Source organism: uncultured Fibrobacter sp. (genome assembly GCF_947166265.1).
GTDB lineage: Bacteria > Fibrobacterota > Fibrobacteria > Fibrobacterales > Fibrobacteraceae > Fibrobacter.
Genome location: NZ_CAMVDO010000009.1, coordinates 37,031 through 61,068, shown reverse-complemented (window position 1 = coordinate 61,068; position 24,038 = coordinate 37,031). Strand labels below are relative to the sequence as shown.

At 50.5% G+C, this 24,038-nt stretch carries 21 protein-coding genes; 18 read left to right on the top strand and 3 right to left on the bottom strand.

Going from position 1 to position 24,038, the window contains the following annotated elements:
- Positions 1-119: 119 nt before the first annotated feature.
- Positions 120-1,787, top strand: coding sequence for a beta-galactosidase (locus tag Q0W37_RS06580; RefSeq protein ID WP_297699933.1), 1,668 nt, complete (start codon positions 120-122; stop codon positions 1,785-1,787).
- On the opposite strand, the gene Q0W37_RS06575 is transcribed toward Q0W37_RS06580, so the two are convergent.
- A complete protein-coding gene (locus Q0W37_RS06575) occupies positions 1,782-2,594 on the bottom strand; it encodes a hypothetical protein (RefSeq protein WP_297699931.1) in 813 nt (270 codons plus the stop codon). The genes Q0W37_RS06580 and Q0W37_RS06575 overlap by 6 nt on opposite strands.
- Positions 2,595-2,714: 120 nt before the next feature.
- On the opposite strand from Q0W37_RS06575, the gene Q0W37_RS06570 reads away from it, so the two are divergent.
- The gene (locus tag Q0W37_RS06570; protein ID WP_297699929.1) at positions 2,715-3,707 is read left to right on the top strand and encodes a hypothetical protein; all 993 of its coding nucleotides are present in this window, start codon (positions 2,715-2,717) and stop codon (positions 3,705-3,707) included.
- On the top strand, positions 3,704-4,738 hold the full coding sequence (locus tag Q0W37_RS06565) for a hypothetical protein (RefSeq protein WP_297699927.1): 1,035 nt from the start codon (positions 3,704-3,706) through the stop codon (positions 4,736-4,738). Before Q0W37_RS06570 ends, Q0W37_RS06565 begins: the two co-directional genes overlap by 4 nt.
- 13 nt (positions 4,739-4,751) lie before the next feature.
- Here the strand turns inward: Q0W37_RS06565 and Q0W37_RS06560 are convergent, their stop codons facing one another.
- Positions 4,752-6,356 (bottom strand): cation:dicarboxylase symporter family transporter, encoded by a 1,605-nt coding sequence (locus tag Q0W37_RS06560; RefSeq protein WP_297699925.1) that lies wholly within the window; start codon positions 6,354-6,356, stop codon positions 4,752-4,754.
- Between the two features lie 74 nt (positions 6,357-6,430).
- Here Q0W37_RS06560 and Q0W37_RS06555 point away from each other — a divergent pair, with 74 nt between their 5' ends.
- From Q0W37_RS06555 to Q0W37_RS06505, 11 genes are all read left to right on the top strand, one after another.
- Positions 6,431-6,625, top strand: a complete 195-nt coding sequence (locus Q0W37_RS06555) for a hypothetical protein (RefSeq protein WP_297699923.1) — start codon at positions 6,431-6,433, stop codon at positions 6,623-6,625.
- 21 nt (positions 6,626-6,646) lie between these two features.
- Positions 6,647-7,321, top strand: coding sequence for an HAD family hydrolase (locus Q0W37_RS06550; RefSeq protein WP_297699922.1), 675 nt, complete (start codon positions 6,647-6,649; stop codon positions 7,319-7,321).
- 124 nt (positions 7,322-7,445) lie between these two features.
- Positions 7,446-8,876, top strand: coding sequence for an esterase (locus tag Q0W37_RS06545; RefSeq protein ID WP_297699920.1), 1,431 nt, complete (start codon positions 7,446-7,448; stop codon positions 8,874-8,876).
- Between the two features lie 85 nt (positions 8,877-8,961).
- The gene (locus Q0W37_RS06540; RefSeq protein ID WP_297699918.1) at positions 8,962-10,338 is read left to right on the top strand and encodes an ATP-binding cassette domain-containing protein; all 1,377 of its coding nucleotides are present in this window, start codon (positions 8,962-8,964) and stop codon (positions 10,336-10,338) included.
- A 15-nt stretch (positions 10,339-10,353) separates the two neighbouring features.
- Positions 10,354-11,478 (top strand): Mrp/NBP35 family ATP-binding protein, encoded by a 1,125-nt coding sequence (locus tag Q0W37_RS06535; protein WP_297699916.1) that lies wholly within the window; start codon positions 10,354-10,356, stop codon positions 11,476-11,478.
- Complete coding sequence (locus tag Q0W37_RS06530) at positions 11,475-11,771, top strand: DUF971 domain-containing protein (protein ID WP_297699914.1); 297 nt, start codon at positions 11,475-11,477, stop codon at positions 11,769-11,771. The genes Q0W37_RS06535 and Q0W37_RS06530 overlap by 4 nt, the downstream gene beginning before the upstream one ends.
- Before the next feature lie 61 nt (positions 11,772-11,832).
- Positions 11,833-12,684: an RNA polymerase sigma factor RpoD/SigA gene (locus Q0W37_RS06525; RefSeq protein ID WP_297699912.1), complete on the top strand. Its 852-nt coding sequence runs from the start codon at positions 11,833-11,835 to the stop codon at positions 12,682-12,684.
- Complete coding sequence (locus tag Q0W37_RS06520; RefSeq protein ID WP_297699910.1) at positions 12,684-14,399, top strand: tetratricopeptide repeat protein; 1,716 nt, start codon at positions 12,684-12,686, stop codon at positions 14,397-14,399. Before Q0W37_RS06525 ends, Q0W37_RS06520 begins: the two co-directional genes overlap by 1 nt.
- Positions 14,400-14,599: 200 nt before the next feature.
- Positions 14,600-16,480 (top strand): tetratricopeptide repeat protein, encoded by a 1,881-nt coding sequence (locus tag Q0W37_RS06515; protein ID WP_297699908.1) that lies wholly within the window; start codon positions 14,600-14,602, stop codon positions 16,478-16,480.
- Complete coding sequence (locus Q0W37_RS06510) at positions 16,467-16,925, top strand: septal ring lytic transglycosylase RlpA family protein (protein ID WP_297699907.1); 459 nt, start codon at positions 16,467-16,469, stop codon at positions 16,923-16,925. Before Q0W37_RS06515 ends, Q0W37_RS06510 begins: the two co-directional genes overlap by 14 nt.
- Before the next feature lie 82 nt (positions 16,926-17,007).
- Positions 17,008-18,366 carry an efflux RND transporter periplasmic adaptor subunit gene (locus tag Q0W37_RS06505; protein WP_297699905.1) on the top strand — a complete coding sequence of 453 codons (1,359 nt, stop codon included), beginning with the start codon at positions 17,008-17,010 and terminating at the stop codon, positions 18,364-18,366.
- 68 nt (positions 18,367-18,434) lie between these two features.
- On the opposite strand, the gene Q0W37_RS06500 is transcribed toward Q0W37_RS06505, so the two are convergent.
- The gene (locus Q0W37_RS06500; protein WP_297699903.1) at positions 18,435-18,731 is read right to left on the bottom strand and encodes a HigA family addiction module antitoxin; all 297 of its coding nucleotides are present in this window, start codon (positions 18,729-18,731) and stop codon (positions 18,435-18,437) included.
- A gap of 546 nt (positions 18,732-19,277) precedes the next feature.
- Here Q0W37_RS06500 and Q0W37_RS06495 point away from each other — a divergent pair.
- From Q0W37_RS06495 to secD, 4 genes are all read left to right on the top strand, one after another.
- Positions 19,278-19,805 carry a DUF177 domain-containing protein gene (locus Q0W37_RS06495; protein ID WP_297699901.1) on the top strand — a complete coding sequence of 176 codons (528 nt, stop codon included), beginning with the start codon at positions 19,278-19,280 and terminating at the stop codon, positions 19,803-19,805.
- A gap of 2 nt (positions 19,806-19,807) precedes the next feature.
- Positions 19,808-19,996 carry a 50S ribosomal protein L32 gene (rpmF, locus tag Q0W37_RS06490; protein WP_072800982.1) on the top strand — a complete coding sequence of 63 codons (189 nt, stop codon included), beginning with the start codon at positions 19,808-19,810 and terminating at the stop codon, positions 19,994-19,996.
- A 31-nt stretch (positions 19,997-20,027) separates the two neighbouring features.
- Complete coding sequence (plsX, locus tag Q0W37_RS06485; RefSeq protein ID WP_297699898.1) at positions 20,028-21,011, top strand: phosphate acyltransferase PlsX; 984 nt, start codon at positions 20,028-20,030, stop codon at positions 21,009-21,011.
- Positions 21,012-21,210: 199 nt separating this feature from the next.
- Entirely contained in the window at positions 21,211-23,880 is a 2,670-nt protein-coding gene (gene secD, locus Q0W37_RS06480; protein ID WP_297699896.1) for a protein translocase subunit SecD, read from the top strand.
- Positions 23,881-24,038 lie beyond the last annotated feature (158 nt).

Genomic DNA, 24,038 nt, shown 5'->3' with positions numbered 1-24,038 from the left:
AGCCAATGGGGACGGTACCCACCTGCCTACAGTCTTGCCCTCCTTAGGAGTCATTCTGGAGTTGCAGGGAATTCTGTAATGCCCCGATGTTCGCAAAAATATTTTGTTATACTTAAATTATGACGGAACCTTTTAGCAAATTTCTTGGAAAGTTTGTTCTGATGACCGCGGCGGCGCTGTTCGTCGCTTGTGGCGATGACTCGAACAGCTCCGGACCCGAGAATACAGAAAGCTGTGCCGTTGAAGAGTCGAGTTCTTCGGATCTCGCGCTCTCCTCGGTTGTTGTGGAGTCAAGTTCTTCAAGGATTGCTGCCACTTCGTCGAACTCGTGGTTAGCTCCCTCTTCGAGTTCTCGCAATGACGAAAAAGAAACTTCCGCGGTTCTTGCTGCCGACACCACAAAAATCACTTACGCCCTCAAGCGTTTCGACGGCCCGATTTCTAACCCGCACAAGGGATTCACGGTCCCGACGGGTGGCGCCTGGGTGTTCGTGCCGGAGTTCGAATACGGTCCTTACGGTTCCCTGAACAACAGGGCGTGGGATTTGGTCTCGTACGGTTCCGGTTACCAGCAGTGGAACAAGCTGAACCCGGCTAAGGGCGTTTTCGACTGGACGGAACTGGAAAAACTGCTGAACGCTCTTGCCGAACGCAACATGGGCTATGCCCTGCGTGTGCTGCCGTATTCTCCGTCGTATATCAAAAGCAGCGACACGCCCGAAGAGGAATATGACTGGACTCCGTCCTTCGTCTACGAATCGGGGGCGAAGAAGGTCTCTGCCACCTTGGATTGGAACGGCTACCGCGCCACCGTTCCTGTCTGGGATGACTCGGTCTACCTGTACTATGCGAAGGAATTTGCCAAGGCTCTGGCAGAAAAATATGATGGCGACCCGCGAATTGAATACATTGACATCCGCACCTTTGGTGAATGGGGCGAGTGGCATGCATCCCATTTGGATGGAAGTGAAATGCCGTCTGATTCGATAGAGATGGATTTGTTGGATTACTACGCCTCCGTATTCAAGAAAACTCAGCTGGTGTTGCCTTCTAGCGGCATGGGCGAGGTGTATACGCATGCGCTTAAACTGGGCATAACCAAGCGTGACGACGGATTCATCGGCATTCCCGGCAGGCCGGATTCTCTAGTGCGAGCCTACGAGGCCAACTTGCCGACTATCGCCGAGAATATAGCCGGCTATACTACCATGCTGAATTACACCGATGTGATTCCCGGAGGCTATCTCAAGTGGACTCCGCAGCGTTGGGTGGACGCGATTACTACGGCCCACTTGACTTACTACGTTCTAGACCAGGACAGCGATTGCGGTTACAATTTTTATAAGGACAACAAAGCTCTTGCCGATTCCATGAGCAAGGTCATCGGATACAATTTTACTGTAACGAAAGCGGAACTGGAGACTGTCATAAGCTCCAAGGATACAACAAGCACACTGAACATTACCGTCAAGAATACTGGCGTAGCTCCGTGCTTCTTCGATGTCTATTTGGTGGCAGAATTCGTGGATAGTACGGGCAAGGCTCTTGCGCCAATCGGCGAGATGGTTCGCATTCCGAAGGCTACATTCAAGGACGGTGCTTCAAAGGATTTCTCCTTTACGTATAAAGCCCCCGTGGGGAAGGTGAGTGTCGCAAACCAGCCGGGTGTTTTCGTGGCTCTTTCACTCTACGAAAGCGAAGACGCCTTTAAGAGCGGCAAGAATCCGACCGTTCGCTTCGATAACGACGGCCTGTTGGAAAACAAGAAATTACTGTTGAAACTATAAAAGAAAATAACTTATTCCTGCATTTATACCGTATACCCATTCGGATTTTTTAGAATCCGCTTTAGTCAAAACGGTACCAATGCTAAAATCGAATTTCTTGTTGAATCTATAGCCCAAGTTAAAGTAATGAGAGATTACAAGTGGCATGTCCAGTGATTTGCTTTCTATTTCAAGGTAACTTGTATAAAAACTCAGGCTGTAATTAACAAAAAATTTATCAATAAACGTTCCCGCAAACACTCCCAAAAATGGGTCGAAACCAAATTTATATTTGTCTTCTTCAAACGGAGTGTATGAGGTGCAGTATTCTTCACTCCCTAAAACAAGACCGTCTAATGAAATGTCTCTTGTTTTTGTTGCCTCACATTTTTTTCCGCTATATTGAACATTATAGAGCTGATTAAAAATGCCTAAAAAGGCTCCCAATTCAAAATGCGAAAAATTCCATCCTGACGTAAAGTGGTAAAATATTCCGTCATCTATGCCAAATCCTCCGCCAATTACAAAATGATCTATTTTGTACAAAGCGTCCATTTTGCCGGCAACGTCGACGCCTCCCATTTCGTACCACAACTTGTAGCTTCCACTTGGTTTAACATTTTCATCTTTTTGTTTAGAATAGCCAATCTTTCCATTGACTCGCAACATGGCTGAATGCGGGTTCCCATTTGCGTTAAGTCCATGAACTTCAGGGGCATCAGACGCAGATACGCTCACTTTATCAATATGGGGGCGAGTGTTTGAGGTTGTGCATCCCATAAGAGCTAACGTAGACAAAATGAACATCGAAATCAAAAATTTTTTCATAAAGCCCCCTTAAATATGCATGATGTCTTACTATTTTTTGGCTTGGTCATTCTTTAATATATATTTTTTTGGGAAATTTACTTAAAATATGGCGAAAATTTATCTCGGACTAGAAATTTTATGAATCGTTATATTTGTTTTTTATTGTTAAGCCTTAGTTTGGGACTAATCGGTTGTCTTAAAAGTTTTGAACCAGAAGAAAGTTATTGTGATACGCATAAGTGTCTGCCTTCTACGGAAATCCGTCATCGTCCGACATCGTTTGCTGTCGAGTTGCATGCGGATGATTCATTGCGCGTGGCGTGGCTTTATACGGTTGATTGTGCCTACCTTCCCGACGAAGATGTTTCGGAACAAAGCACCTTTTGTGTCGATAGTATCAAGTATGGTGATGACGAAACGCTTCATCACTTGCCTCAAAAAAGCAAGTACGAGGAACCGTCGAATTTAGAAGTTTTCGTTAATGGAAGAGTTTTAGGTTATCATGCCGAAATTCCTCTCGGTGAAGACGATCACCTGCGTTTTACTCTGGTGGATCGAGAATACAAGGAAAAATCCTTCGATATAGACCTTTCTGCCTATGTCAATATATACGAACTTTATGGGGATTCCTTTACTTTTAATCTTCCTCCCAAAACCGACTTGACGGCTTACAGTAACGATACCACCTTTGATGTATCCAGGTTACCGAAGTCTGCAAGAGTGACTGAGGATGAGAGCTGTTTCTTTTATTCTTTCACTCGAACGGATTCCACATTCTACTGTTTTGATACGCTGGGATATTTCCATCCGATGGCAGATTCTAGCCTATGTCCGACGCATAGAGTGGAGCGAGGTATTATCAGTACACCGAATGCCTACGTGATTCAAGGACCTTGCTATAAAATTGAGTATGAGCATGCAAAAGGTCGATTGACTCTTTCAAATCTGTATTCGCTTTCTCAATGGAAAGAGTCTGTAAAGGATTCCGTTCCGCCAGAAGACAAGGATTTGTCTTATGTGCGCGAAATTCGCCACCCTTGGCATACGGTGAATTATCTGAATAAACAGGGCCCGGACGGTGAAGATGATTTCACCATTTACGTAGTCTACCGCGGATATGAGAAATTTTGAAATTTGTCGGTGCTTTCATGATTTGTCCGAAATGTGGTGATAAATACGAAGACGATATGCCTCGCTGTCTTTGGTGCGATGCACCCAATCCGAATTATGGTAAGGAGATGCAGAATACTGCTCCCAAGAAGGTCTCTGTTATAAAGAGAGAGCAAGGCGAGATTGAATGGGATGGCAAAGTCTTTTATGAAGGTGCGGAATTCAAGCTGAACAGGGCCAAGCATGTCTTGAATATATTGGGAATCGCCTTTTGGTTGGGACTGGTGCTGTTTTATGGTATCGCATGGCCTTGTGGCTTCTTTGCCGATGTTCCGCTGCCACTGCGTTTGATTTTTCTTGGCGCAGCAATCATTTTTCTTTATATGGCTTTTATTCTTTCAAAAAAGGTCTTGAAAGTAAAGTGGTTCAAGAATAAATTTGTTCTATGTACCCGTTATGGCGAAAAGGACATTCCCTTTGATGAGTTGATGAAAAACGGGGCCAGTGTTGATAGATGGAACGAACGGCTTTTTGTCTTCAAGAAAGACGGAAAAACTTTTCAAGTGTCTGATAGTGATTATCCGGATGTGGTCCAAAAATTATGCGAAATTTTGGATAAGTTGGCGGAAAAGGATGTGGTGCAGGATGAAGGGCTTGAATATGTGATTTATAAACCATTGGTGAATATTGGCGGAAAAAGCAGGATTGCAGTAGGCCTTGTTGGCGCTTCTTTCATAGCTTTCTTTTTCCCTTGGGAAAATGCTCTTTTTATTGCATGTTACGCTATATTTGTATTTGGCTATTTCTGTGTCGTGTATGACGGTGTGAAAGCAGTTCTCAAAATAAAGTGGTTCAGTGATAAGTTCGTGCTTTGCACTCATTTTGGTGAAAAATCTTTTTTGTTCGAAAAGACTGCACCCCGTAAAATAAAGTACGACAAAAACGGCAATTGCCGATTTGTTTTCAAAAAAGGCTGGTTGACTTTCGCGGTCGATGAACGCTATTTTCCCGAAGTTGCCGCAAAATTGAAGGAACTTTATTCCGAAAAATGATGGAGTCGACGCTTTATGTCGAAGGCTCCGCTGGGGGATCCTCTTTACGAATGAGGTTTGCTTTCTTGGCGGTCATCAGTAGCTCAAGTTGCAGGCAGAAGCCGTTCATGGCGGGTAGTAGGTAACCGACGGTAGATCCGATAATCACGGCCAGGGGCATCATCGACAAGTTCGTTCCGCAGGCTGAAAAAAGAATCGGCAAGACGGCGAATGCAGAACCCGGAATAGGGGGCGCTGCAATGGCGATAATGACTGAGACGAGGACGAGCTTCAAGAGTACAATGATGTCGACTGCTCCTAGGGAAATGTCCGTGAGAACCCAGACGATCGCTCCGAGCATGATAGCCCCGTTGGGCATATAGAAAACGACGCCGAGCGGCAGACCGAAATCGGTAAACTTCTGGTCGATGCCCCATTTTTCCTTGCAGCATTTCATGGATTCCGGCATGGCGGACATCTGCGAACTGGTTGTCAGGTTTATTAGTAGCGATGGTAACTGGGCCGAGAAAAGTTTCGAAAAGGGTTGCTTGGTAACGTATAGGGTGCGGGCGATGGTAATTCCGATGGTGATTGCGGCCCCGGCAAGCGAAATGACAAAGATGCGCGATACCAGGTACACTTGTCCAAGCATATTGCTCAGGAGAAGGTTTGTGACGCCGAGATAAACAAATAGGGGAAGAGTCTTACAGACAAAAGCCATCATCTGGTTGATAATGCTTCCGGCCTCGTCGCAAAATTTTCGGACGATGCGGACCTTGTCGCCCAGCAAAAGCAAGACGATACCGATAAAGATTGCGATGACAATCACCTGCATGTCGTTGTCGGTTTGGAAGGGCGTAATGAGATTGCTCGGGATGATGTCGAGTACAAGTTTCAGCAAGTCGGAGAAAATGTTGCCGCCTTCGCTTGCGGCGTGGGTGGGGACAAGCCCTATGGCAACCCCCACGACCACCATGGCTATCATGGCGATAAAGTATGTACCCATCATGCGCTTGAGGAGGCTTCCGCCTAGCTTACCGAAGGTGGATACCCCTCCGATGCCGCAGATTCCGGAAACCACGGCGAAAAATACAAGTGGCGTCGCCAGTTCCGAAAATACGGAGGAGAGCTTATCGAATGAATTGCTGATGGTTGGAATCAAGTATTCGTTACGCACCGTTTCGGGCATAAACGAAGAGGAAAACCAGGTCAACAGGGCTAGAAGTACGGAAATGAAAATGCTTATGAGGAGCGCGTTTTTACGGGGCTTGAGCGGGACGGGAATAGAAACTTTATTGATGCCATTCTTGTATTCGTAATTGGGCCGCATGTTCAAGCGAACGAGAATGTCGTAGGACAGGTCGTTTTCTTGATCGATGTCAAGTGGATTGTGGTAGGGGCCCTTTTGTGAAACTTCGAAACGGATGTTTCCGAAACTTTTGGTGCCGTATAGGCGGCAACGGCTACCTGTTCCGTATAGTTCGCGAAAACGTAAGAGGATTTCTTCCAGTGAAAGTCTGAATGCGGTTGTGTTGACGGCTCTTTTCTTGGCGACCTGCTTGTAGGCGCTTTCGGCCTCTCCAATCCAGTTGTAGATTTGCTCGTCAGTTAAATATGCGTTTTCCTTGAACAATATCATGCTTCCACCTCTTTTCGATAATTGTAATATATATAATTTTTGGAGTGAGCGACTATTATTATATTTTCGCTTATATGTCCTTGCTGTTGTCCCTTTTGTTTTTGGCGCTGTTCGTAAGTGCCGTTGTCCGTGGAAAGTTTTCCTACGGCAAGGCGGACTATGACTTTCACGAGCATCCGGTGCAGTTTGTTATCGTCGTCGTATTTATTCTGGGGGTGTCGGCGCTTTGCTTTTACCGTTTTCTTGTTGAAATGGAATTTATACGGTAATTTTCTACATTTGGGCGCGCCATGCTCCAAAAGAAATCCCTCATTGTATTTGACCTCGACGGTACGCTGTTCAATACCCTAGGCGACCTTGCCGTGGCGGTAAATTATGCGCTGCGTCATTTCGGCCTCCCGGAACATGACGAACAGCGTGTGCGGACTTTTATTGGAAACGGTTCGATGAAGTTGATCGAGCGTAGCATGGGGGAGGCGGCGCTCCCTGAAAATATGGCTCGCACGGGCATAACCATTGAAATGGTTCACAAGGTCTATTCGGATTTTTACTGGGAACACTGTACCGAGCGTACGCACCCGAATCCGGGAATAGTCGATTTCCTGAACCGCACCACAGTCCGAGTGGCGATGCTTACGAACAAGCCGCTTCGCCCGAGCGAAAAGATCCTCGAACATTTTCACCTCCGCGACCGCTTTGAATTTATCCTTTGCGGCGATACGACGCCTGAACGAAAGCCAAGTCCCGCGGGTCTCCTGAAGATTATCGAGATGGCGGGGGTATCGAAAGAAGAAACGGTGATGGTGGGGGATGACCAACCGGACATTCTTGCGGCCCGCAATGCCGGTGTCGATTGCATTACGCTCCTTTGTGGCTTTGGAAAACCGGTAAACCTGTTGCCGCTCACGCCTGAAAATACGGTCGAAAGCTATGAAAGTCTTTGTAAACTATTGTTAATGGTTTGATATTTAGTTTGTGTAAAAAAATGGAAAAACTTCTTTGACTAATTGTCCATGAAAACGCTTGTCTTTTGTGGAATAGTTTCTGCTTTTAGAGATATATTCACAGATACAGTCATAAGGAGTTTCTATGAAAAAGAGTGTTTGGGAACCTTTTGCTCTGGCCTGTGCCATGGCGGTATCGGCGAATGCTTTTACCGTCTCGGGCAAGGTCAGTGATTCTGAGGGGGCTGCCGTTAGTGGCGCTTCGGTTTCGCTTTTGCAGAACGGTCTTTCGACGCAGACCGATGCTAATGGCGAATTTAGCTTGCATCAGGATTCGTCGACAGAATCGATTATGAGTCGAGTGATGCCGGGCTATATTAGCGTGAATAACGGGGTGCTTTCGTTTTCGCAGCGTTCTAGCGAACCCGTCCAGGTGCAGATTTTTGATATGATGGGCAACCGCCTGCTGAATGAAACCCTGTATGGCAATGGAAGCCTTGATTTGCAGGCTTGCGTCAAGGCGCAGGGAGCCTATTATGCCCGTGTAAAGATTGGCTCTGTCCAAAGGGATATCCGCTTTACTTCCCGTGGTAATTATGGCGCTGCATTTGCGGGCAAACCGGCAAGTACCCGCAACGCTCTTAAAAAGGAAGGCGAATCCGACAATCTTCGCGTGGTTGCAGAGGGCTTTGATACGCTTACCGTAAGCCTTTCGAATTTGGATACTACGCTTTCGCTCAAGCTTACAAAGTCTACTCCGCAGTATGCGTACGGCTGGGGGCTCAAGAACGATCCCGTTCCTACCCGTGGATGTGGCAAGACTTGGAATCGCGTAAAGTCCGGCAGCTACGATTTTCAGTGGAGCAAGGGTAAGCGCACCATCCGCATCGATATTCCCGATAACTATGACAACAACAAACCTTACCGTTTGGTGTTCGGTATGCACTGCATGGGCGGCTGGGCCGGTGGCGTGCAACAGGAAGGCTACTATGGCCTGAAACCGCTCGATACCGAGAAAACGACGATTTTTGTGGCTCCCGAAGGTAACGGTAACCAGGCTCCGTGGGGGCAAGATGACTACCTACTTTTCGATGAACTTCTGGCAGACTTGCAGAGCAATCTTTGCATCGATTCTAGTCGCGTGTTCTCTACGGGCTTCAGCTACGGTTCCATGTTCAGTAACGGTCTTTCCTGGAACCATCAGGATGTACTCCGAGCCGTTGCAGTGTACGAAACGGCTGAACGGAATATATGGCTCCCGCAGCGTGAAAATAAGGGAATCGGCTGGATGGGCGTTCTGGGGCTCGATGACAACCTCTGTACTCCTGAAATGGGCCGCAGCGCCCGCGACATCATCTTGACGCTCAATTCTGAAGGTGGCCAGGCCAAAAATGAGCAGGCAGAAGAAGCTCCGCGCAATTCTCCGCATAAGTGCTACGACTACAAAACGGTCGAGGAACGTTTCCCGGTTCGCTGGTGTACGCAGTCTGGCGGTCACATTTGGGATCATAAGGATCCGGGACAGCAACGATCTTGGGTTCCTGAGACCACTTGGGAATTCTTCAACAAGTTCTAGTTTTACCTAAAACACCTCCCAACGCCCTCCCGCTAAAAAGCGGGAGGGCGTTTTCTCCCTTGTCAATTTTGCTATTTTTGGAAATATGGAATTCAAGCGTTTTGAGGCCTTGATCGAAATGTTTCCGCGGGTGCAGATTTTCAGCACCGAAGGCGAGGACCTGGATCGGGTCATTACTCATTTTTTGAACCAGCAGGAAAATGTCTCCACGATGTCGGAGGCGATGCAGCGTAAAATTCAGCATGCACTTGCGCCTTTTTTTCAGCAACGCTTTATTAGCCTGCACGACGAAGAAGCTCCGCTGGTGCGTCATCTGCTCTTGAAGAAAAAGTTCTTCTTGCAGACGGACCGCTATATCGATGATATGGCATGGCCCGAGACGGACCCCGTGAAGTTGGATGAGGCGCTTTCGATTGCGGATTTGTCGGTCGAAATCTTGGACCGTAAACTGCTGAGCCTTTCGAACGGGGAACTGCGTCGCGTACTTTTGGCCCGCATGTGGATGGAAAAGCCGGAATGGGTGTATTTCAACGATCTGTTCGGAGGGCTTGATCCGGAGTACCGCAGGCATTTGGCGACAAGTGTGGTGGCGCTTTCGAAACGCCCGGGCCTGAAGGTGGCTGTGCGCTTGGCCCGTGAAGATGAGCTTCTTCCAGACATCCCTGCGTTTGTGTATGCAAACAAGACTTTCTCTCAGTACGTGGGTGAACTTCCGCGTGAAATGGCGGCGCCCAAGTACACCAAGAAGGAACTCAAGGACTACGAGATTGTTGATCTTGGCTCTCCCGATACTTCGGACCCGGAAATCCTTTTTGACTTGAAAAACGTGAACGTTCAATTTGGCGATACGCTCGTGCTCAAGAACCTGAACTGGACAGTCCGTAAGGGTGAACACTGGGCGGTCATGGGCGAGAACGGTGCTGGCAAGAGTACACTCCTTGGAATGCTCACGGCAGACCATCCTCAGATTTACAAGAACGATATCACGCTTTTGGGGGAACGCCCGGGGCATGGCCTGAACATCTGGGAACACAAGGCGAAACTCGGATTCTTCTCGCCGGAACTGGCGCTCCAGTACCGCGAGGACTTGAGCTTGTCCGAGGTCCTGTGCACAGGCTTTACGTCGAATCTCTGCAAGGCGGAAAATACCACCTGGGAAGAACGTGCAAAGGCGAAGGAATGGCTCAATTATCTCGGTTTCGAAGATGTTGACGCCCGTTACCGTAGCTTGTCGCCGATTGACAAGCGAGTGGTTCTGATGGCTCGTGCGGCGATTAGGCCTCCCAAGGTGCTGTTGCTCGATGAACCGACGCAAGGTCTCAAGGGAGAATACCGCGAAAAGATTTTCAACCTGTTACAGCTACTTTCGAAGGAGACGACGATTATCCTGGTGAGCCACTACGAAGAGGAATGGCCGCCTTGCATGACGCACCTCCTCCGAATGCCGAAATTCTCGATGTAGGGTCATAAACATATTATGCAACTGAACGAACAAACGATACTCAAGGCCCTGCAGGCGGTTCAAGATCCCGACCTGCACAAGAACATTGTCGAACTGAACTTTGTTCAGAATTTGAAAATTGAAGGCGACAAGGTGAGTTTTGATCTGCGCCTTACGACGCCCGCGTGTCCTATCCGTGACAAGTTCAAGGACCAGTGCATTGCGATTGTGAAGTCTCTCGGTGCCTCCGATGTGCAGGTGACGTTTACCGCCCAAGGCCGCGTGGAAAATTCCAATACGGCCTCGCAGGCTCCAAAGGTCTCTTACATTGGCGATGTGGCGCACGTGGTAGCGGTTGCTAGTGGCAAGGGCGGTGTCGGAAAATCGACCGTGACGGCAAACCTCGCGATGGCGCTCAGTCTTTCCGGTGCCCGCGTGGGAATTCTGGATGCCGATATTTATGGCCCGAGCATGGGACTCATGTTCGGTATCGACCGAGCTCCCGAAGTTTTTGAAGACAATACGATTGCCCCGGTCGAAGCGAAGGGTGGCATCAGCATCGTTTCGATGTGCATGTTTGCCGATTCCGACAAGGCGACCATTTGGCGCGGCCCGATGGTGTCGCAGATGATCCAGCACTTTATTCATCATGTGCGTTGGGGAAAGCTTGACTACCTGCTGGTAGACTTTCCTCCAGGAACGGGCGATATTCAGCTGACGCTTACGCAGAACTGCCCGATGGCTGGGGCCGTTGTGGTAACGACTCCGCAGGAAGTGGCTTTGGCCGACTGCCGCAAGGGACTTGCCATGTTTGATTCCGTGGGAGTTCCGGTGGTGGGCGTCGTTGAAAACATGAGCTACTTTATTTGCGACCAGTGCGGCAAGGCGCATCACATTTTCCGCGAAGGAGGTGGAGAGCGCATTGCGAAAAGCTGGGGAGTGCCCGTGATTGCGAAGGTGCCTCTCGAACCTGCCGTTGCCGACTGTGGCGACCAGGGAACCCCTGCCGTGTTGCGCTACCCGAATTCGGAATCGGCCAAGTCGTTTATGCAGGCTGCCGATGCCATGGTGCGTACGCTCGCGGTATTCAAGACCGAAGGTGACGGTGTGCTCAAGACGTTCAACTACGAATTCGCGGAACTTCCCGAGGAGGATGTATGATCCAGCCTAAAAAAGTTTTCAGGACAAAGGATGGTCGTCTTGGCTTTGAATGGAATGACGGTTCTCGCGGAGCGTGTCCCGTTCGCGATTTGAGGCTTGCGTGCCCCTGCGCCCTGTGTGTTGACGAACATACGGGTGAAAAGCTTTTGGATGAATCTACCGTGCCTTCCGATATTGCGCTTGTCAAGGTGCAGTCTATCGGTCGCTATGCGGCGGGCCTCACCTTTAGCGACGGCCACAATTCGGGAATTTACCCTTACGAAAAGTTATACGCCTTGACGAAAATAAAGTAAAAAGACATATTTGGATTGTCTGCAAGAAAGTTATCTTGAAGAATCGAAGGTATGTGTTTCTATGAGTGATGCAAACGAAGCGCTTTATTTCAGGGACCTGAACCGGTTTCCTACCCTGAGTCCTCAGGAAGAGGAGGCTCTTCTTGCGATTATCAAGAGCGACCAGGCGGAAGAAATCCGTAAGACAGCCCTGCAGCGTCTTATTCGCGGCAACCTCCGTTTTGTGGTGAGTGTTGCACGAAAGTACCAGGGGCGCGGTCTTTCCCTGTTGGATTTGATAAACGAAGGTAATATCGGTCTTTTCAAGGCGGCTAAGCGCTTTGACATGGGCAAGGATGTCAAGTTTATCTCCTATGCCGTCTGGTGGATTCGCCAGTCTATCCAGAAGGCCCTGTTTGAACAGGTGGGTGCGGTTCGAATTCCGCCCAACAAGCTTGCCTTGGTGAATCGCTTTAAACGAGCCCTGATGCAAAATGACGGCGATTACGACCGTACCATTGCGATGGATGAGTTTGCTCCCTTCGAAAAAGACATCGTCGAAGTCATGGAAAAGATCGTGGACATCTCGTTGGATGCTCCCATTGGCGATGGTCCGAATGTCGGCGGTAACGGCGATACCGTCAGCACCTTGATGGATGTCTTGGGCTCCGACGGCAATCAGGACGAGGATATGGAAAAGGATGAACGCAAGAAACTCATCCAGGAAACCTTGTCTGCCCTTCCGCAGCGTGAAGAAGAAATCCTTCGAATGTTCTACGGCCTCGATACGGTCGAGGACACCACGCTTAAGGATATTGGAGAGGACTTGAAACTGAGCCGCGAGCGTGTGCGTCAGATCAAGAATAAGACCTTGCGTCGGTTGCAAAAGAGCAAGGAGCATAAAGAAAAACTGGCTGATTTTTTGGAAAAGTAATGGCGAATTCGTCTTCGGCGGCCCGCAAGGCCGCATACTTGTTTTTGACACTCTGTTGCGGAACTCTGCTTACTTTTGCGGGTATTCGCGCTTATGATATTTATGGCCCGAGCAAGATTGTCGTAGGTGGAAACCCGTACGGACTTCCGGCGGGTTCGATGGTGGTGCGGGGCGATACTCCCGACATGTCTGCCGAGCTTCTGTCGGTCCCGGTTCAGGTGCAGACGGAACTTCGCCGTGCCGCGGAGCTTTTCCGTGCGGGTTCTTATGGAACGGCATACGATATCTACGACGGAATTGTCGTGCTTTATCCGGACCTTTTGCCCGCTCTGCTAGGGCAGGTAAATACGCTGTTCGAGATGGATTCCTTGACGGATGCCCAGCAGGATCGCCTTTTGCTTTTGGTCGATAAGATTCAGGGACGCTTTCCGGGAACGGGAATTGCTGCTTACCTGGAAAGCCGAAAGGTCTACCGTTCGGGAAACGCCACCGCCGCCCAGGAACTTGCGCGGATGGCCTCGGAAAAGGCTCCTGCACTTTACCAGACGAGACTTTGGTACGGAAAGCTCCTAATGGATGGCGGTCGTGCTATCCAGGCGTCAAATGAACTCAAGACGGTCGTGAGCCTCTCGAATGGCGATGAACCGCGGGCGTACGAGCTCCTGGCCGAAATTTACCGTCGCAGCGGGCAACTGGACAGTTGCGCAGCTATCGTCGAGTATGCTCTTTCCCAGTTTCCGGTGAACGCGAACCTTCTTCTGCTGCAAGGTTATTTGAACGAGTACCAGGGACATTTCGACGCCGCCGAAAAGATATACCAGCGAATTCTTGCGTTCAATCCCGGGTTTACCGCGGCGCGCGAAGCCGTTGCGACCTTGGGGGAAAAGTCTCCGCCGGGTTCTGGCTCGGGGGTTGTTCTTTCACCGCAGGACCGCGCGCAGGTCGCCTGCGATATCCTGGAACCCCTAGTGGAAAAATATCCCGAAAACCTCCCCCTGAAAGAGGCTCTCGGCCGCGCCTATCTAAAGGGACGCCTTTTTGACCGAGCCCGTATGCAGTTCCAGGATATCCAGAAGGTTGACCCTGAGTATCCTGAAATTCAGCAGCGCATTCAGGAGGCCAACGTGACAAGGCCTGCTCCCGTGGCGAAAGGTGACGGCTTGACCGCGAACTTGAATCGCGCGATCGATAGCCTGCGTGAAAGTATGGCGCCTGCATCGACGCACGATTTTACGACAATGCTTGGTCATTACGTTGTTCGTTATGGTGCGACTCCGAAGGAATTTTTCAAGAAGTATTCCATCGGAAATTTCAGGCCCGTTGCAAACAATGTGTGGCAGGAATCCTTCTACATTGCGCCCTATATGCATACCTATACGGTGGTGTTCGATTCGCTGAGCCATTTCCGTGAAGTCCACGTACTTGTATATGATTCCTCGTCGACGTCGAATCACCTGGGGGTCGCTCCTGAAATCTTTACCCGTTTCTTGAAGCAGAATTCCAGAATTTCGGGAATCGGGAACAGTACGGGCGAAACGGATTGTGGCGATGGCCTTGTGCTGGATGCTGCCGTTTGGGAAACCCAGGATAATTTCGAAATGCTTGCCCGCGTGGTGGGAAAGCCTGCCGAAATTCGCATGGTCCGCTTCGACAAGTCCGCTCTCCCTCCGGGACTTAAGCTCTGCGACTACACGAAGTATCTGAATCAATACTAGGGTTTAGACGAAAGAACGCTCAGGCTTCGTCTTCGCTACAGACGAAAGACGAGAGTTTTTTCTGTAAATTCCATGTGATAAATTCTTTGTTTTTAAAATTAAGACTTTAGAATCTCTCGTCTGTAGGCGGGAACCGCCGTTCTCTCGTCTATTTTTGTATCTTTATACTCATGTTACGTATCCGCTATATAGCGCTTGCCGTGTTAGCCCTTTTTTTCGAGGGGTGTACTTGCTGTGCTTATTTGAATCACCTGTTCAATGCGGAACGTCTTGACGAACAGGCGGGTGAAATGCGGGCGGCGCGTCTGGACAGCATTCCCGACGGCGAGAATTCCATGCCCGGGTTCGAGGAACGCCAAAAGTACGATAAGATTATTGAAAAGGGTTCCCGTGTCTTGGAACGTTTCCCGGATAACAAGAAACGGACGGCTCAGGCCGTGTTCCTGATTGGTGAATCCTTTAGGCACAAGCACGAGTGGAGCAAGGCCATTACCAAGTACGACGAATTTGAACGCTACTTTGCCGACCACGATTCCATGAGAGCCGTGGAATACCAGCGAGCCTATTGCCTTTACCGAAACCAGGAATACAACATTAGCCGCTTCGCCTTGGAACCGGTTGTCGCCTCCAAGGACCATCCTTACTATTTTCAGGGGCTGAACCTGCTTTCGCTCCTCGATGAACAGTCCGAGGCGCCAGACCAGGCGATTGCGTCGTTGGAAGCGCTGCTTGCCGACACGGCGGGAACCCCGTTTATGCGGGGCAAGGCGCACTTTAGACTTGCAGGACTGTATTATAAGAAAGAGAACTGGGACAAGTCTCGCGAACATTACACCGCCAAAGAAATCAAGGAACTGAACCCGCGCGAACAGCAGACGGCGGGCGAGCAGGCTGCGGAATGCCTGGTGAACCGTAAGGAATACTTGCCGGCTGCCGATGAGTACAAGGAACTCTACAAGAATCCAGACTACGAATCGAAACATCCGGAATACTTGGTTAGAATCGGTGAAATTTCGATGCTTGCGGAACGTTATCCCGATGCCATCATTATCTTGCAGAAGGTGAACTCGGAATACCCGCGTACGGAATTTGCTTCGCGCAGCTATTTCTGCCTGGGTGATTACGAACAGCACAAGCGCATTGATTACGACAAGGCGGTTGTCTATTATGACAGTAGCTTTATTTCGCGAACCATCAGCAAGTGGGGCCAAGAAAGCCGTGATCGCCGTGATGCCCTGAAACGCCTGATCGCTATGCGTAACCAGAATGACAAGGAACGCAAGGACTCGATTCCGAATGTCGACAATTTCTTCAAGTCCGAGTTCCTGATCGCGGAACTTTTCCTGTTCAAGCTGAACGAAGTGGATAGCGCCATTACGCGTCTGAATACGGTTATCGAAGAATCGGGGGACAGTGCTAAGACGTTGCGTGCAATTTATGCCAAGGCGTTTATTTACGATGAATACATGCACGATCCCGATGCCGCCGAAGAAATCTACAAGGAAATTATTGAAAAGTATCCTGACACGGAGTACGCAAAGCAGGCTCAGGTGAACCTCGGTATGCGCGTGACACTCAAGACCCGCGAAGATTTGGCGAAGGAAAAATACATGGAGGCCGAAAGTCTGTGGACTGTCGCTGCCGAAATGCCCTTGGATCAAATGGATAACGTTGATTCGGCGTATGCCTTGGCCTTTACGCAGTTCGATAGCCTTTATCGGGAATTCCCCGAAACGCAGGCGGGAATACAGGCGCTTTACATGAAGGCGATTTATTTCCAGATGAACCCGGAGCGTGCCGATAGCGCGATGGCAGTTTATAAGTTCTTGCGAGATAAGCACGGGCAGACTCCCTGGGGAAAGCAGGCGGCAAAGATGACGAATACCCGCCTTTCGCTGTCGGATCAGGATTTGGAACGCTTGCGCAAGCGCGTAAAAAGCAGCGAAGAACATATCAATAAGATGTCTTCGCAGTATTACGAGACTCTGAATAAGGCTCCCGAAGAAAAGCAGGCGGAAGTCAAGAGCAAGGAAGATGAAATCCTCGAAAATACCTACAACAGCATGTATGATTTTGAATAGCAAACATGCCTTGTTCGCGGTAAGGGCCGCCTTGATAGCACTTCTGCTGGTTGTTTCGGGGTGCGCCTCCTGGAACGAAAAAATTGCATCCCGCAAAGGGTATGTCCGTTTTCCGGGAAAACAGTACGCCGCCGGGGAAAAAGCTGAAATAGGGACCAAGATCGAAGGGGACGCGAGCTATTACGGTCCCGGATTTGATGGCAAGCAAACGGCTAGCGGTGAAATTTTTGATCAGGACGACTATACCTGTGCGCACAAAACGTTGCCTTTCGGAACCAAGCTTAAGGTAGTTCGCAAGGACAATGGAGAAAGTGTCGAGGTTCGCGTGAACGACCGCGGCCCCTATGTAGGTGACAGAATCCTTGATTTGAGTGTTGCTGCGGGTAAAAAGATTGGCCTCGATAAGGTCGGTCACGCCTATGTGACGGCGACTGTTATTGAGTGATGAAGGGGCGCAACCAAACTGGCCCCCTGCGCATCTAAATATTCGAAAAAAGGGTAAGACTTTCTATTTTTAGGTTGCGTTTATGAAAAAGCTTCTGAAAATCTTTATCATCCTGGTGATTCTTGGCGCTATCGCTTATGGCGTCAAGATGTTCTTTTTTTCGGCAAGCGCTGAAAATGCCGCAGGCCCGCTCGTAAGCACCAAGGTGGTGCAGACCACGATTTCGACGACCATTTCTGCAACCGGCACGCTGGAACCCGTCGACCAGGTGGAAGTCGGTACGCAGGTGTCGGGCGACATCGCCAAGATTTACGCCGATTTCAATTCTAAGGTCAAGAAGGGCCAGGTCATCGCCGAACTCGACAAGTCCAAGCTCAAGGCCACGCTCACGCAGGCCGAAATTGCCTTCCGCAGTGCCGAAACGGACTACAAGTACAAGGAATCGACTTACAACCGCGTGAGGAAACTTTCCGAAAGCCATTCCGCAAGCGCCGTGGAACTCGAAACCGCCGAATACAACATGAATTCGGCAAAGCTTTCCGTAGAACGCAGCCAGAACGAAGTCAACCAGGCTCGCCTCAACTTGAGCTACGCGACCATCAAGAGCCCTATCGACGGTGTGGTCCTGAAGCGTGCCGTAGAAGTCGGTCAGACGGTGGCCGCCTCCATGAGTACGCCTACTTTGTTTGTAATCGCCAAGGACTTGAGTCAGATGAAGGTGATGGCCGCCGTGGACGAAGCCGATATCGGCCAGGTCAAGCAAGGACAGCGCGTCACGTTTACCGTGGACGCCTTCCAGAACGATACCTTTAACGGTACCGTACAGGAAGTCCGCCTGAACCCGACGACCACGAGCAACGTGGTGACCTACACCGTCGTGATTACTGCCGAGAACCCGGAACAGAAACTGCTTCCCGGCATGACAGCGACCTGCACCATCGTAACTCAGGAAATCACCGACGCCATCGCGATCCCGGTGAAGGCACTCAAGTTTACTCCGGCTGACGGCACCCCGATGGCGGAACCTCCCAAGGGCATGCGCCCGCCGCACGGTGAATTCGGCGACAGTACCTTTGCCAAGGGAGATTTCCCGAAAGGTGACTTCAAGAAGGGTGAATTTCCGGCACCTCCCGCGGGAATGGGACCGCCCCCTGGCATGGGCGGCGGCGCTCCTGGAAAGTTCGGTCCGCCCAAGTCCTTCAAGAAACGCTCCGATGGCAAGAAGCCGAGTGGCAACCTTGTGTGGGTAAGCATCGATGGTAAGGCCGCCCCGCGCCCCGTCAAGACCGGTATCAGCGACGGCGTGAACATCCAGATTCTCAAGGGCCTCTCCGTGGGTGACTCCGTGGTCGTAAGCCAAGAATCCCTCGGTTCTACCAAGGAAAAATCTGCCGCCTCTAGCCCCTTCATGCCAGGGCCCCCCGGCAAAAAGAAGAAGTAATTAAAAATTGAACTATCCGGAAATTTTGGATAGCTCATTTTTTTTTCAACTAGTTGTTAAAGAAGTTTCTAGACCGGCACAAAGGTCTTGATATTCTCGAGTTCCTCGGCGATTTCGATTTTCAAGTTACGAATGTCGATATCATCTTGCAAGGAGATGAAGTAATCATCTGAAACGCCAAAGAACTTGGCAAGTCTCAAAGAAGTGTCGACTGTAATCCGTCTGCGGTCATGAAGAATGTCTTGAATTCTTGAAACAGGGACGTTGATTGCCTGGGCGACCTTGTAGGCGGACAATCCCATAGGCGTGATAAAATCTTCGTTCAGGATTTTTCCGATAGTGGGCGTTTCAATATGCTTGCTCATGGTCTGCTCCTAGTGATAATCAACAATCTCAACGTTATAAAAGAGCCCTTCGTTCATTGAGGCAGCCGTCTTGAAAACTCTTGGTTATAGACGAGTTCTGTTTCTCTGTCTGCAAAACTTTGTATCATTTAATATACCTATTTCGTATGTATACGTCAAGTGGGTATAATGTGGTGCCCTCCCTCTATTACTATACACGCTTTTTGGGGAGATTTTATGCCGATTTTCCGGAAAATTTATTTCTTTTTACAAAGCAAAATGCCGAAGTTGTTGGATGCTGGTGACAGCTAGATGCCGGGGGTGTTAGGGGGTGGAACCCCTTAGGCGAGGGGGTGGCGAAAGACTTGGACCGATGTTTTAGGCCGACTACGGGATTTGTGGCGAACGACCCCCGGTGAAACCGGCTAGCGAGTGAGTGCAAATATCGTAAGGAGGCTTTCGTTGAATAAGTCAAGGCTTTCGCCAGGGGGATTCTTCCCCCCAAATCCTAAATAAAGCTATTTGTAATTTGACTTGTATCCCGTTTTTTATTAAATTTGGGCTACTTTGAGACTAGATATTGCACAAAAACTTGTTGATTCCGAAGACCGCCGGGTGGTCTGGTCCCGCTCCGATGCCCCCGAGATCTTCGACGAACTGCACCTCAAGGGCGACCTGGTAGCCGAGGTGTTGGTAAGCCCCGAAGGCGAAAGCAAGTGCCTTGTGACAGGTTCTATCTCCGGAGTGCAAACTCTGACCTGCTCCCGCACCCTGGAGCCGTTCGACCGCCCCTTTACGACCGAAGTCGTGATCGAGGTGACGCGTACCCAGGTGGCTAAACAGGAACTGGACGAAGACGATGTTGACGTTTTTGCCTACCAGATTCCCCAGGGGCAGAGCTTCGTAGATGTTTCCGAGTGCATCCGACAGCTGGTTATATTGCAAGAACCAGTCGCGCCCGTGAAAAATCCTGACGAAGATTTTATCTTTGTAACAAACAAACAAGCCGACGGTGGTGACTCGGGCGAAAAACCCATGGATCCCCGTTGGGATAAACTCAAGGCTCTTAAGAGCAAAATGGAAAATAGGAGTTAAAAATGGCAGTACCTAAAAGAAAAACCTCGACCGCCCGTCGTGACAAGCGCCGCACCCACTGGAAGATGGAAGTGCCCGCTATGGCTACCTGCGATCATTGCGGTTCCGTGAAGCGCCCGCACCGCGTGTGCCCGGTTTGCGGCTACTACAATGGTGTCGAAGTGATCAACATGAAGGATGCCGAAGCCTAATTAACGGTTCTACTGTTGTAAGGAGATGTCCATGGTAAAAGTTGCTCTTGATGCTCTCGGTGGCGATTTCGCCCCAGACGTAGTGATTGAAGGTGCGGTTAACGCCGTCAACAAGAATGCTAACCTGCACGTGGTTCTGTGCGGACCGGAGGCCGAGGTCAAGGCTAAGCTCGAAAAGCTTGGCTATGCTGGCAAAGGCATTTCCGTGGTCGATGCACCGGATCCTGTGGCCATGGATGAACATCCTGTCGAAGTCCTCAAGAAGAAGCCCCATTCCGGCTTGGTGACTTGCGTTGCCTTGCAGAAGAAGGGCATGGTGGATGCCTCCGTGAGTGCCGGTAACTCTGGCGCCATGATGGCTAGCTGCCTTATGCTTCTTGGCCGTACTACAGACAAATTCAGCCGTCCGCCTATCGGCTGCGTGATTCCGACCGCTGACCGCCCGATCATCTTGGTCGATGCCGGTGCTAACGTCGATGAACGTGCCGCTACCTTGGTGGATTTCGCCATTGCAGGTTCCGCTTTCGCCGAGACCTACTTCGGTTACGAAAAGCCGAAGGTTGGCCTCCTCAATATGGGCGAAGAAGAACACAAGGGCCCGGCTGTGCTGCAGGAAGCTCACCAGTTGCTGAAGGCTGCCCCGGTAAACTTTATCGGTAACATCGAAGGCGAAACGCTTATCGAAGGCGTGGCCGACGTGGTGGTGACCTCCGGCTTTACGGGTAACGTTGTCCTGAAGATGCTCGAAGGCTTCTACGAACTGCACAAGAAGATGTTCGGTGTCATCGATACCCCGAATGGTCGTCGTTTCGACGAAATGTGGGACTACCGCATGACGGGTGGCGCCTTGCTGCTTGGTCTGAACGGTACCGGCATCATCGCTCACGGTCGTTCCGATGCTCTCGCTATCGAAAAGGCTGTGGAAGTGGCTGCCAAGTACGCCGAAAAGGGTGTCTCGAAAAACGTCAACGAACGCCTGCTCGCGATTAAGGATGAACCCTCCGAAGCAAAGTAAGCTCGCTGATTAGCTTATAAAACCAGGTTTAAGGACGGAATCCCAGCGGGGTTCCGTTCTTTTTTTACCTTGGTGCGCCTTAGCGCACAAGATAGGGCGGCTCGGCCATGTCAAATCCATAAATGGCTTTGCCGCGTCTCTCGCCTTTTTCTATCTTTGCGCGCAAAACTTAGTGAATAATGCCTTATAGGGATTACAAATGAACAAGAAAAAATTCGGCATGCGAGAACTGATTATTCTCCTCGTCATTGTTTTGTCGGCCTACACGGTATGGCCTTCTATCCAGGTTCACACCAAGAAGGGCGAAGAAAAGCAGACCTTCCTCAAGGAAAATCCGAAGGTGGGTGCAAAGTCCATCAACTTCGGTTTGGACCTTGCCGGCGGTACGGCCATTACGCTCGAAATCGACAAGTCGAACGTCAAGGGCGACGATATCAAGGACATTCAGGAACAGTCCCTCGAAATCATCCGTAACCGCGTTGACCAGTACGGTCTTTCTGAACCGCAGATTTCCCCGTCCGGCGACGACCGAATCGTGGTTGAACTGGCAGGCGTGGATGACTCCACTGCAAAGGCTCTCGTGGGTTCGACCGCTAAGCTCGAATTCAAGATTCTGGCCGAAGCCGAAAAGTTTACGCAGGTGGTTGGCCTCATCGACCAGTACCTGACCCGCCAGACGACCGACATCGTGGCTGATTCCGCCGCAACGGATTCTACGGCTGCGCCTGCCAAGGATTCTACGGTTGCCAAGGCTGATTCCGCCAAGGATACGCTTCCTAAGGAAGCTACCAAGGCCCTTTCCGATGACGAATTGCTCGGTAAGGCTCCTGCCGCTGAAGTCGCTGCTACCGATTCCGCAAAGGATTCTGCCGCAGTCGAGGCTCAACCGGCATCTGAGGTCGGCGTTGCCCTTTCCGCTTACTACCTGAGTTTTGGTAATGGTGGCTTTATCGCCGAAGAAAACGTTGAAAAGGTGAAGAAGCTCCTTGCTACCGACGGTGTGCAGAAGCTGATTCCGCGCGATGTCGCTTTCGCTTTCGGCAGCGGTCTCGAACCGGTGCAACGCGATTCCAAGATCAAGGCCAAGCGTCTTTACCTCCTCAAGCGCCGTGCTGAAATGGCCGGTGACGATGTGGTCGATGCTCGCCCCTACCGCGTGTCTGACGGTGTGAGCGCCGGTGAAGTGGCCGTGAGCCTCAAGTTCGGTGGCATCGGTCCGAAAAAGTTCTCTGCTGTGACTGCCGCAAACATTGGCAAGCAGATGGCTATCGTGCTCGACAACCAGGTGATTTCTGCTCCGGTGATCCGCGACCGTATCCCGAACGGCGAAGCCCAGATTACGGGTCTCGACGACATGGCCGAAGCTAACCGCCTCTCCGTGGTGCTCCGCGCCGGTGCCCTGAAGGCCCCGATGAAGATTATTGAAAGCCGCAGCGTGGGTGCAACCCTCGGTGAAGAAAACATTGTGCAGGGCTTCGGTTCCGGTGCAATCGGCCTTATCCTCTGCTTGGTGTTCATGGTTGCCTACTACCGCCTCGGTGGTTTGATTGCAAGCTTCGGTATGGTGATCAACACCTTGGTGACTGCCGCCGTGATGTCTGTGTTTAACGCTACGTTGACCTTGCCGGGTATCGCAGGTTTCATCCTCGTGGTCGGTATGTCTCTCGACGCCAACGTGATTATTTACGAACGTATCCGTGAAGAACTCAAGAACGGCCTGACTGCCCGCGCCGCTGTGGCCAAGGGTTACGAACGCGCCTTCGGTGCCATTTTGGACTCCAACTTGACTACCGTGCTTACTGGCCTTATCCTCTATAAGATTGGTACCGGTTCCGTGAAGGGTTTCGGTCTTACGCTTACGATCGGTATCTTGACTTCCTTGTTCTGCGCTATCACGGTGACCCGCTCCATCTTGGATTGGAAGCTTGCCAAGCGCGACGCAACGACCCTTTCGATCGGTGGCGGCTTCAAGGCTATCAACGAAGCTAACCTCCAGATCATTCCGAACCGCCGTCGTTTCGGTCTCATTTCTGCAATCCTCATTATTGCTTCTATCGCCTTCGTCGCAATCAAGGGCTTTGACTTCAGCATCGACTTCACGGGTGGCCAGGTCTACACCGTGCAGTATCAGGATAGTGACAAGCACGAAAAGGATTTGAGCAACGCTCTCTCCGCTGCCGGCATCTCTGGCACGAAGGTTCGTACTCTCGGTGGTACTTCCGCTAACTCCTACCAGATCAGCATGCGAGCCTCTGACGACGCACAGTTCGAAGTCAAGATGGCTCAGGCTTTCGAAAAGGCCGGTCAGAAGTGCGAAATCGTCGCTAAGGACAATGTGGGTCCGACCATCGGTAAGGAACTCCGTTTCAACGCTATTTTGTCTGTGATTCTCGCATGGCTCGGCATTCTGATTTACGTGTGGTTCCGCTTCGGTAAGTTCGGTCTCGGCTTCGGTGTCGCTGCCGTGCTTGGCCTGGTGCACGATACTGTGATTACGCTTGGCTTCATCTCTGCCTTCGGTCTTTCTTTCGACGGAGCCCTGATTGCCTCGCTCCTCACCATGATCGGTTACTCCGTGAACGACACTATCGTGAATTTCGACCGCATTCGTGAAAACACTGCCGTGTATGGTTCCAGCAATTTCGCCGAAACCATCAACCGCTCTATGAACCAGTGCTTCAGCCGTACCATGGTGACCTCTCTCACGACCTTGTTCGTGTGCGTGATCCTCGCTGTGATGGGCGGTTCTTCGATCCGCGACTTCGGCTTGGTCCAGTGCTTCGGTATCCTTATCGGTACCTACTCTTCTGTGTGCATCTGCTCTCCGATCGTTCTGTGGTGGAGCAAGCGCTTCAAGAAGGGTGTGTAAGTTAGACGAGAGGACGCTCGCGTCGCTCGCTACAGACTAGAGAACGGCGCAGTGAACGCGCCTACAGAAAATGCCCCGGCGAAAAGCCGGGGCTTTCTGTATATTAAGGCGGCCTATCTAGGCGGGGAGTTGAGACTGCCAATGAAGGCTGCTGGTAT

Excerpts from the sequence above, each read along its gene's own strand:
- Q0W37_RS06580 (WP_297699933.1), top strand. The coding sequence starts at position 120 with ATGACGGAACCTTTTAGCAAATTTCTTGGAAAGTTTGTTCTGATGACC.
- Q0W37_RS06575 (WP_297699931.1), bottom strand. The coding sequence starts at position 2,594 with ATGAAAAAATTTTTGATTTCGATGTTCATTTTGTCTACGTTAGCTCTT.
- Q0W37_RS06570 (WP_297699929.1), top strand. The coding sequence starts at position 2,715 with ATGAATCGTTATATTTGTTTTTTATTGTTAAGCCTTAGTTTGGGACTA.
- Q0W37_RS06560 (WP_297699925.1), bottom strand. The coding sequence starts at position 6,356 with ATGATATTGTTCAAGGAAAACGCATATTTAACTGACGAGCAAATCTAC.
- Q0W37_RS06555 (WP_297699923.1), top strand. The coding sequence starts at position 6,431 with ATGTCCTTGCTGTTGTCCCTTTTGTTTTTGGCGCTGTTCGTAAGTGCC.
- Q0W37_RS06550 (WP_297699922.1), top strand. The coding sequence starts at position 6,647 with ATGCTCCAAAAGAAATCCCTCATTGTATTTGACCTCGACGGTACGCTG.
- Q0W37_RS06545 (WP_297699920.1), top strand. The coding sequence starts at position 7,446 with ATGAAAAAGAGTGTTTGGGAACCTTTTGCTCTGGCCTGTGCCATGGCG.
- Q0W37_RS06540 (WP_297699918.1), top strand. The coding sequence starts at position 8,962 with ATGGAATTCAAGCGTTTTGAGGCCTTGATCGAAATGTTTCCGCGGGTG.
- Q0W37_RS06535 (WP_297699916.1), top strand. The coding sequence starts at position 10,354 with ATGCAACTGAACGAACAAACGATACTCAAGGCCCTGCAGGCGGTTCAA.
- Q0W37_RS06530 (WP_297699914.1), top strand. The coding sequence starts at position 11,475 with ATGATCCAGCCTAAAAAAGTTTTCAGGACAAAGGATGGTCGTCTTGGC.
- Q0W37_RS06525 (WP_297699912.1), top strand. The coding sequence starts at position 11,833 with ATGAGTGATGCAAACGAAGCGCTTTATTTCAGGGACCTGAACCGGTTT.
- Q0W37_RS06520 (WP_297699910.1), top strand. The coding sequence starts at position 12,684 with ATGGCGAATTCGTCTTCGGCGGCCCGCAAGGCCGCATACTTGTTTTTG.
- Q0W37_RS06510 (WP_297699907.1), top strand. The coding sequence starts at position 16,467 with ATGATTTTGAATAGCAAACATGCCTTGTTCGCGGTAAGGGCCGCCTTG.
- Q0W37_RS06505 (WP_297699905.1), top strand. The coding sequence starts at position 17,008 with ATGAAAAAGCTTCTGAAAATCTTTATCATCCTGGTGATTCTTGGCGCT.
- Q0W37_RS06500 (WP_297699903.1), bottom strand. The coding sequence starts at position 18,731 with ATGAGCAAGCATATTGAAACGCCCACTATCGGAAAAATCCTGAACGAA.
- rpmF (WP_072800982.1), top strand. The coding sequence starts at position 19,808 with ATGGCAGTACCTAAAAGAAAAACCTCGACCGCCCGTCGTGACAAGCGC.
- plsX (WP_297699898.1), top strand. The coding sequence starts at position 20,028 with ATGGTAAAAGTTGCTCTTGATGCTCTCGGTGGCGATTTCGCCCCAGAC.
- secD (WP_297699896.1), top strand. The coding sequence starts at position 21,211 with ATGAACAAGAAAAAATTCGGCATGCGAGAACTGATTATTCTCCTCGTC.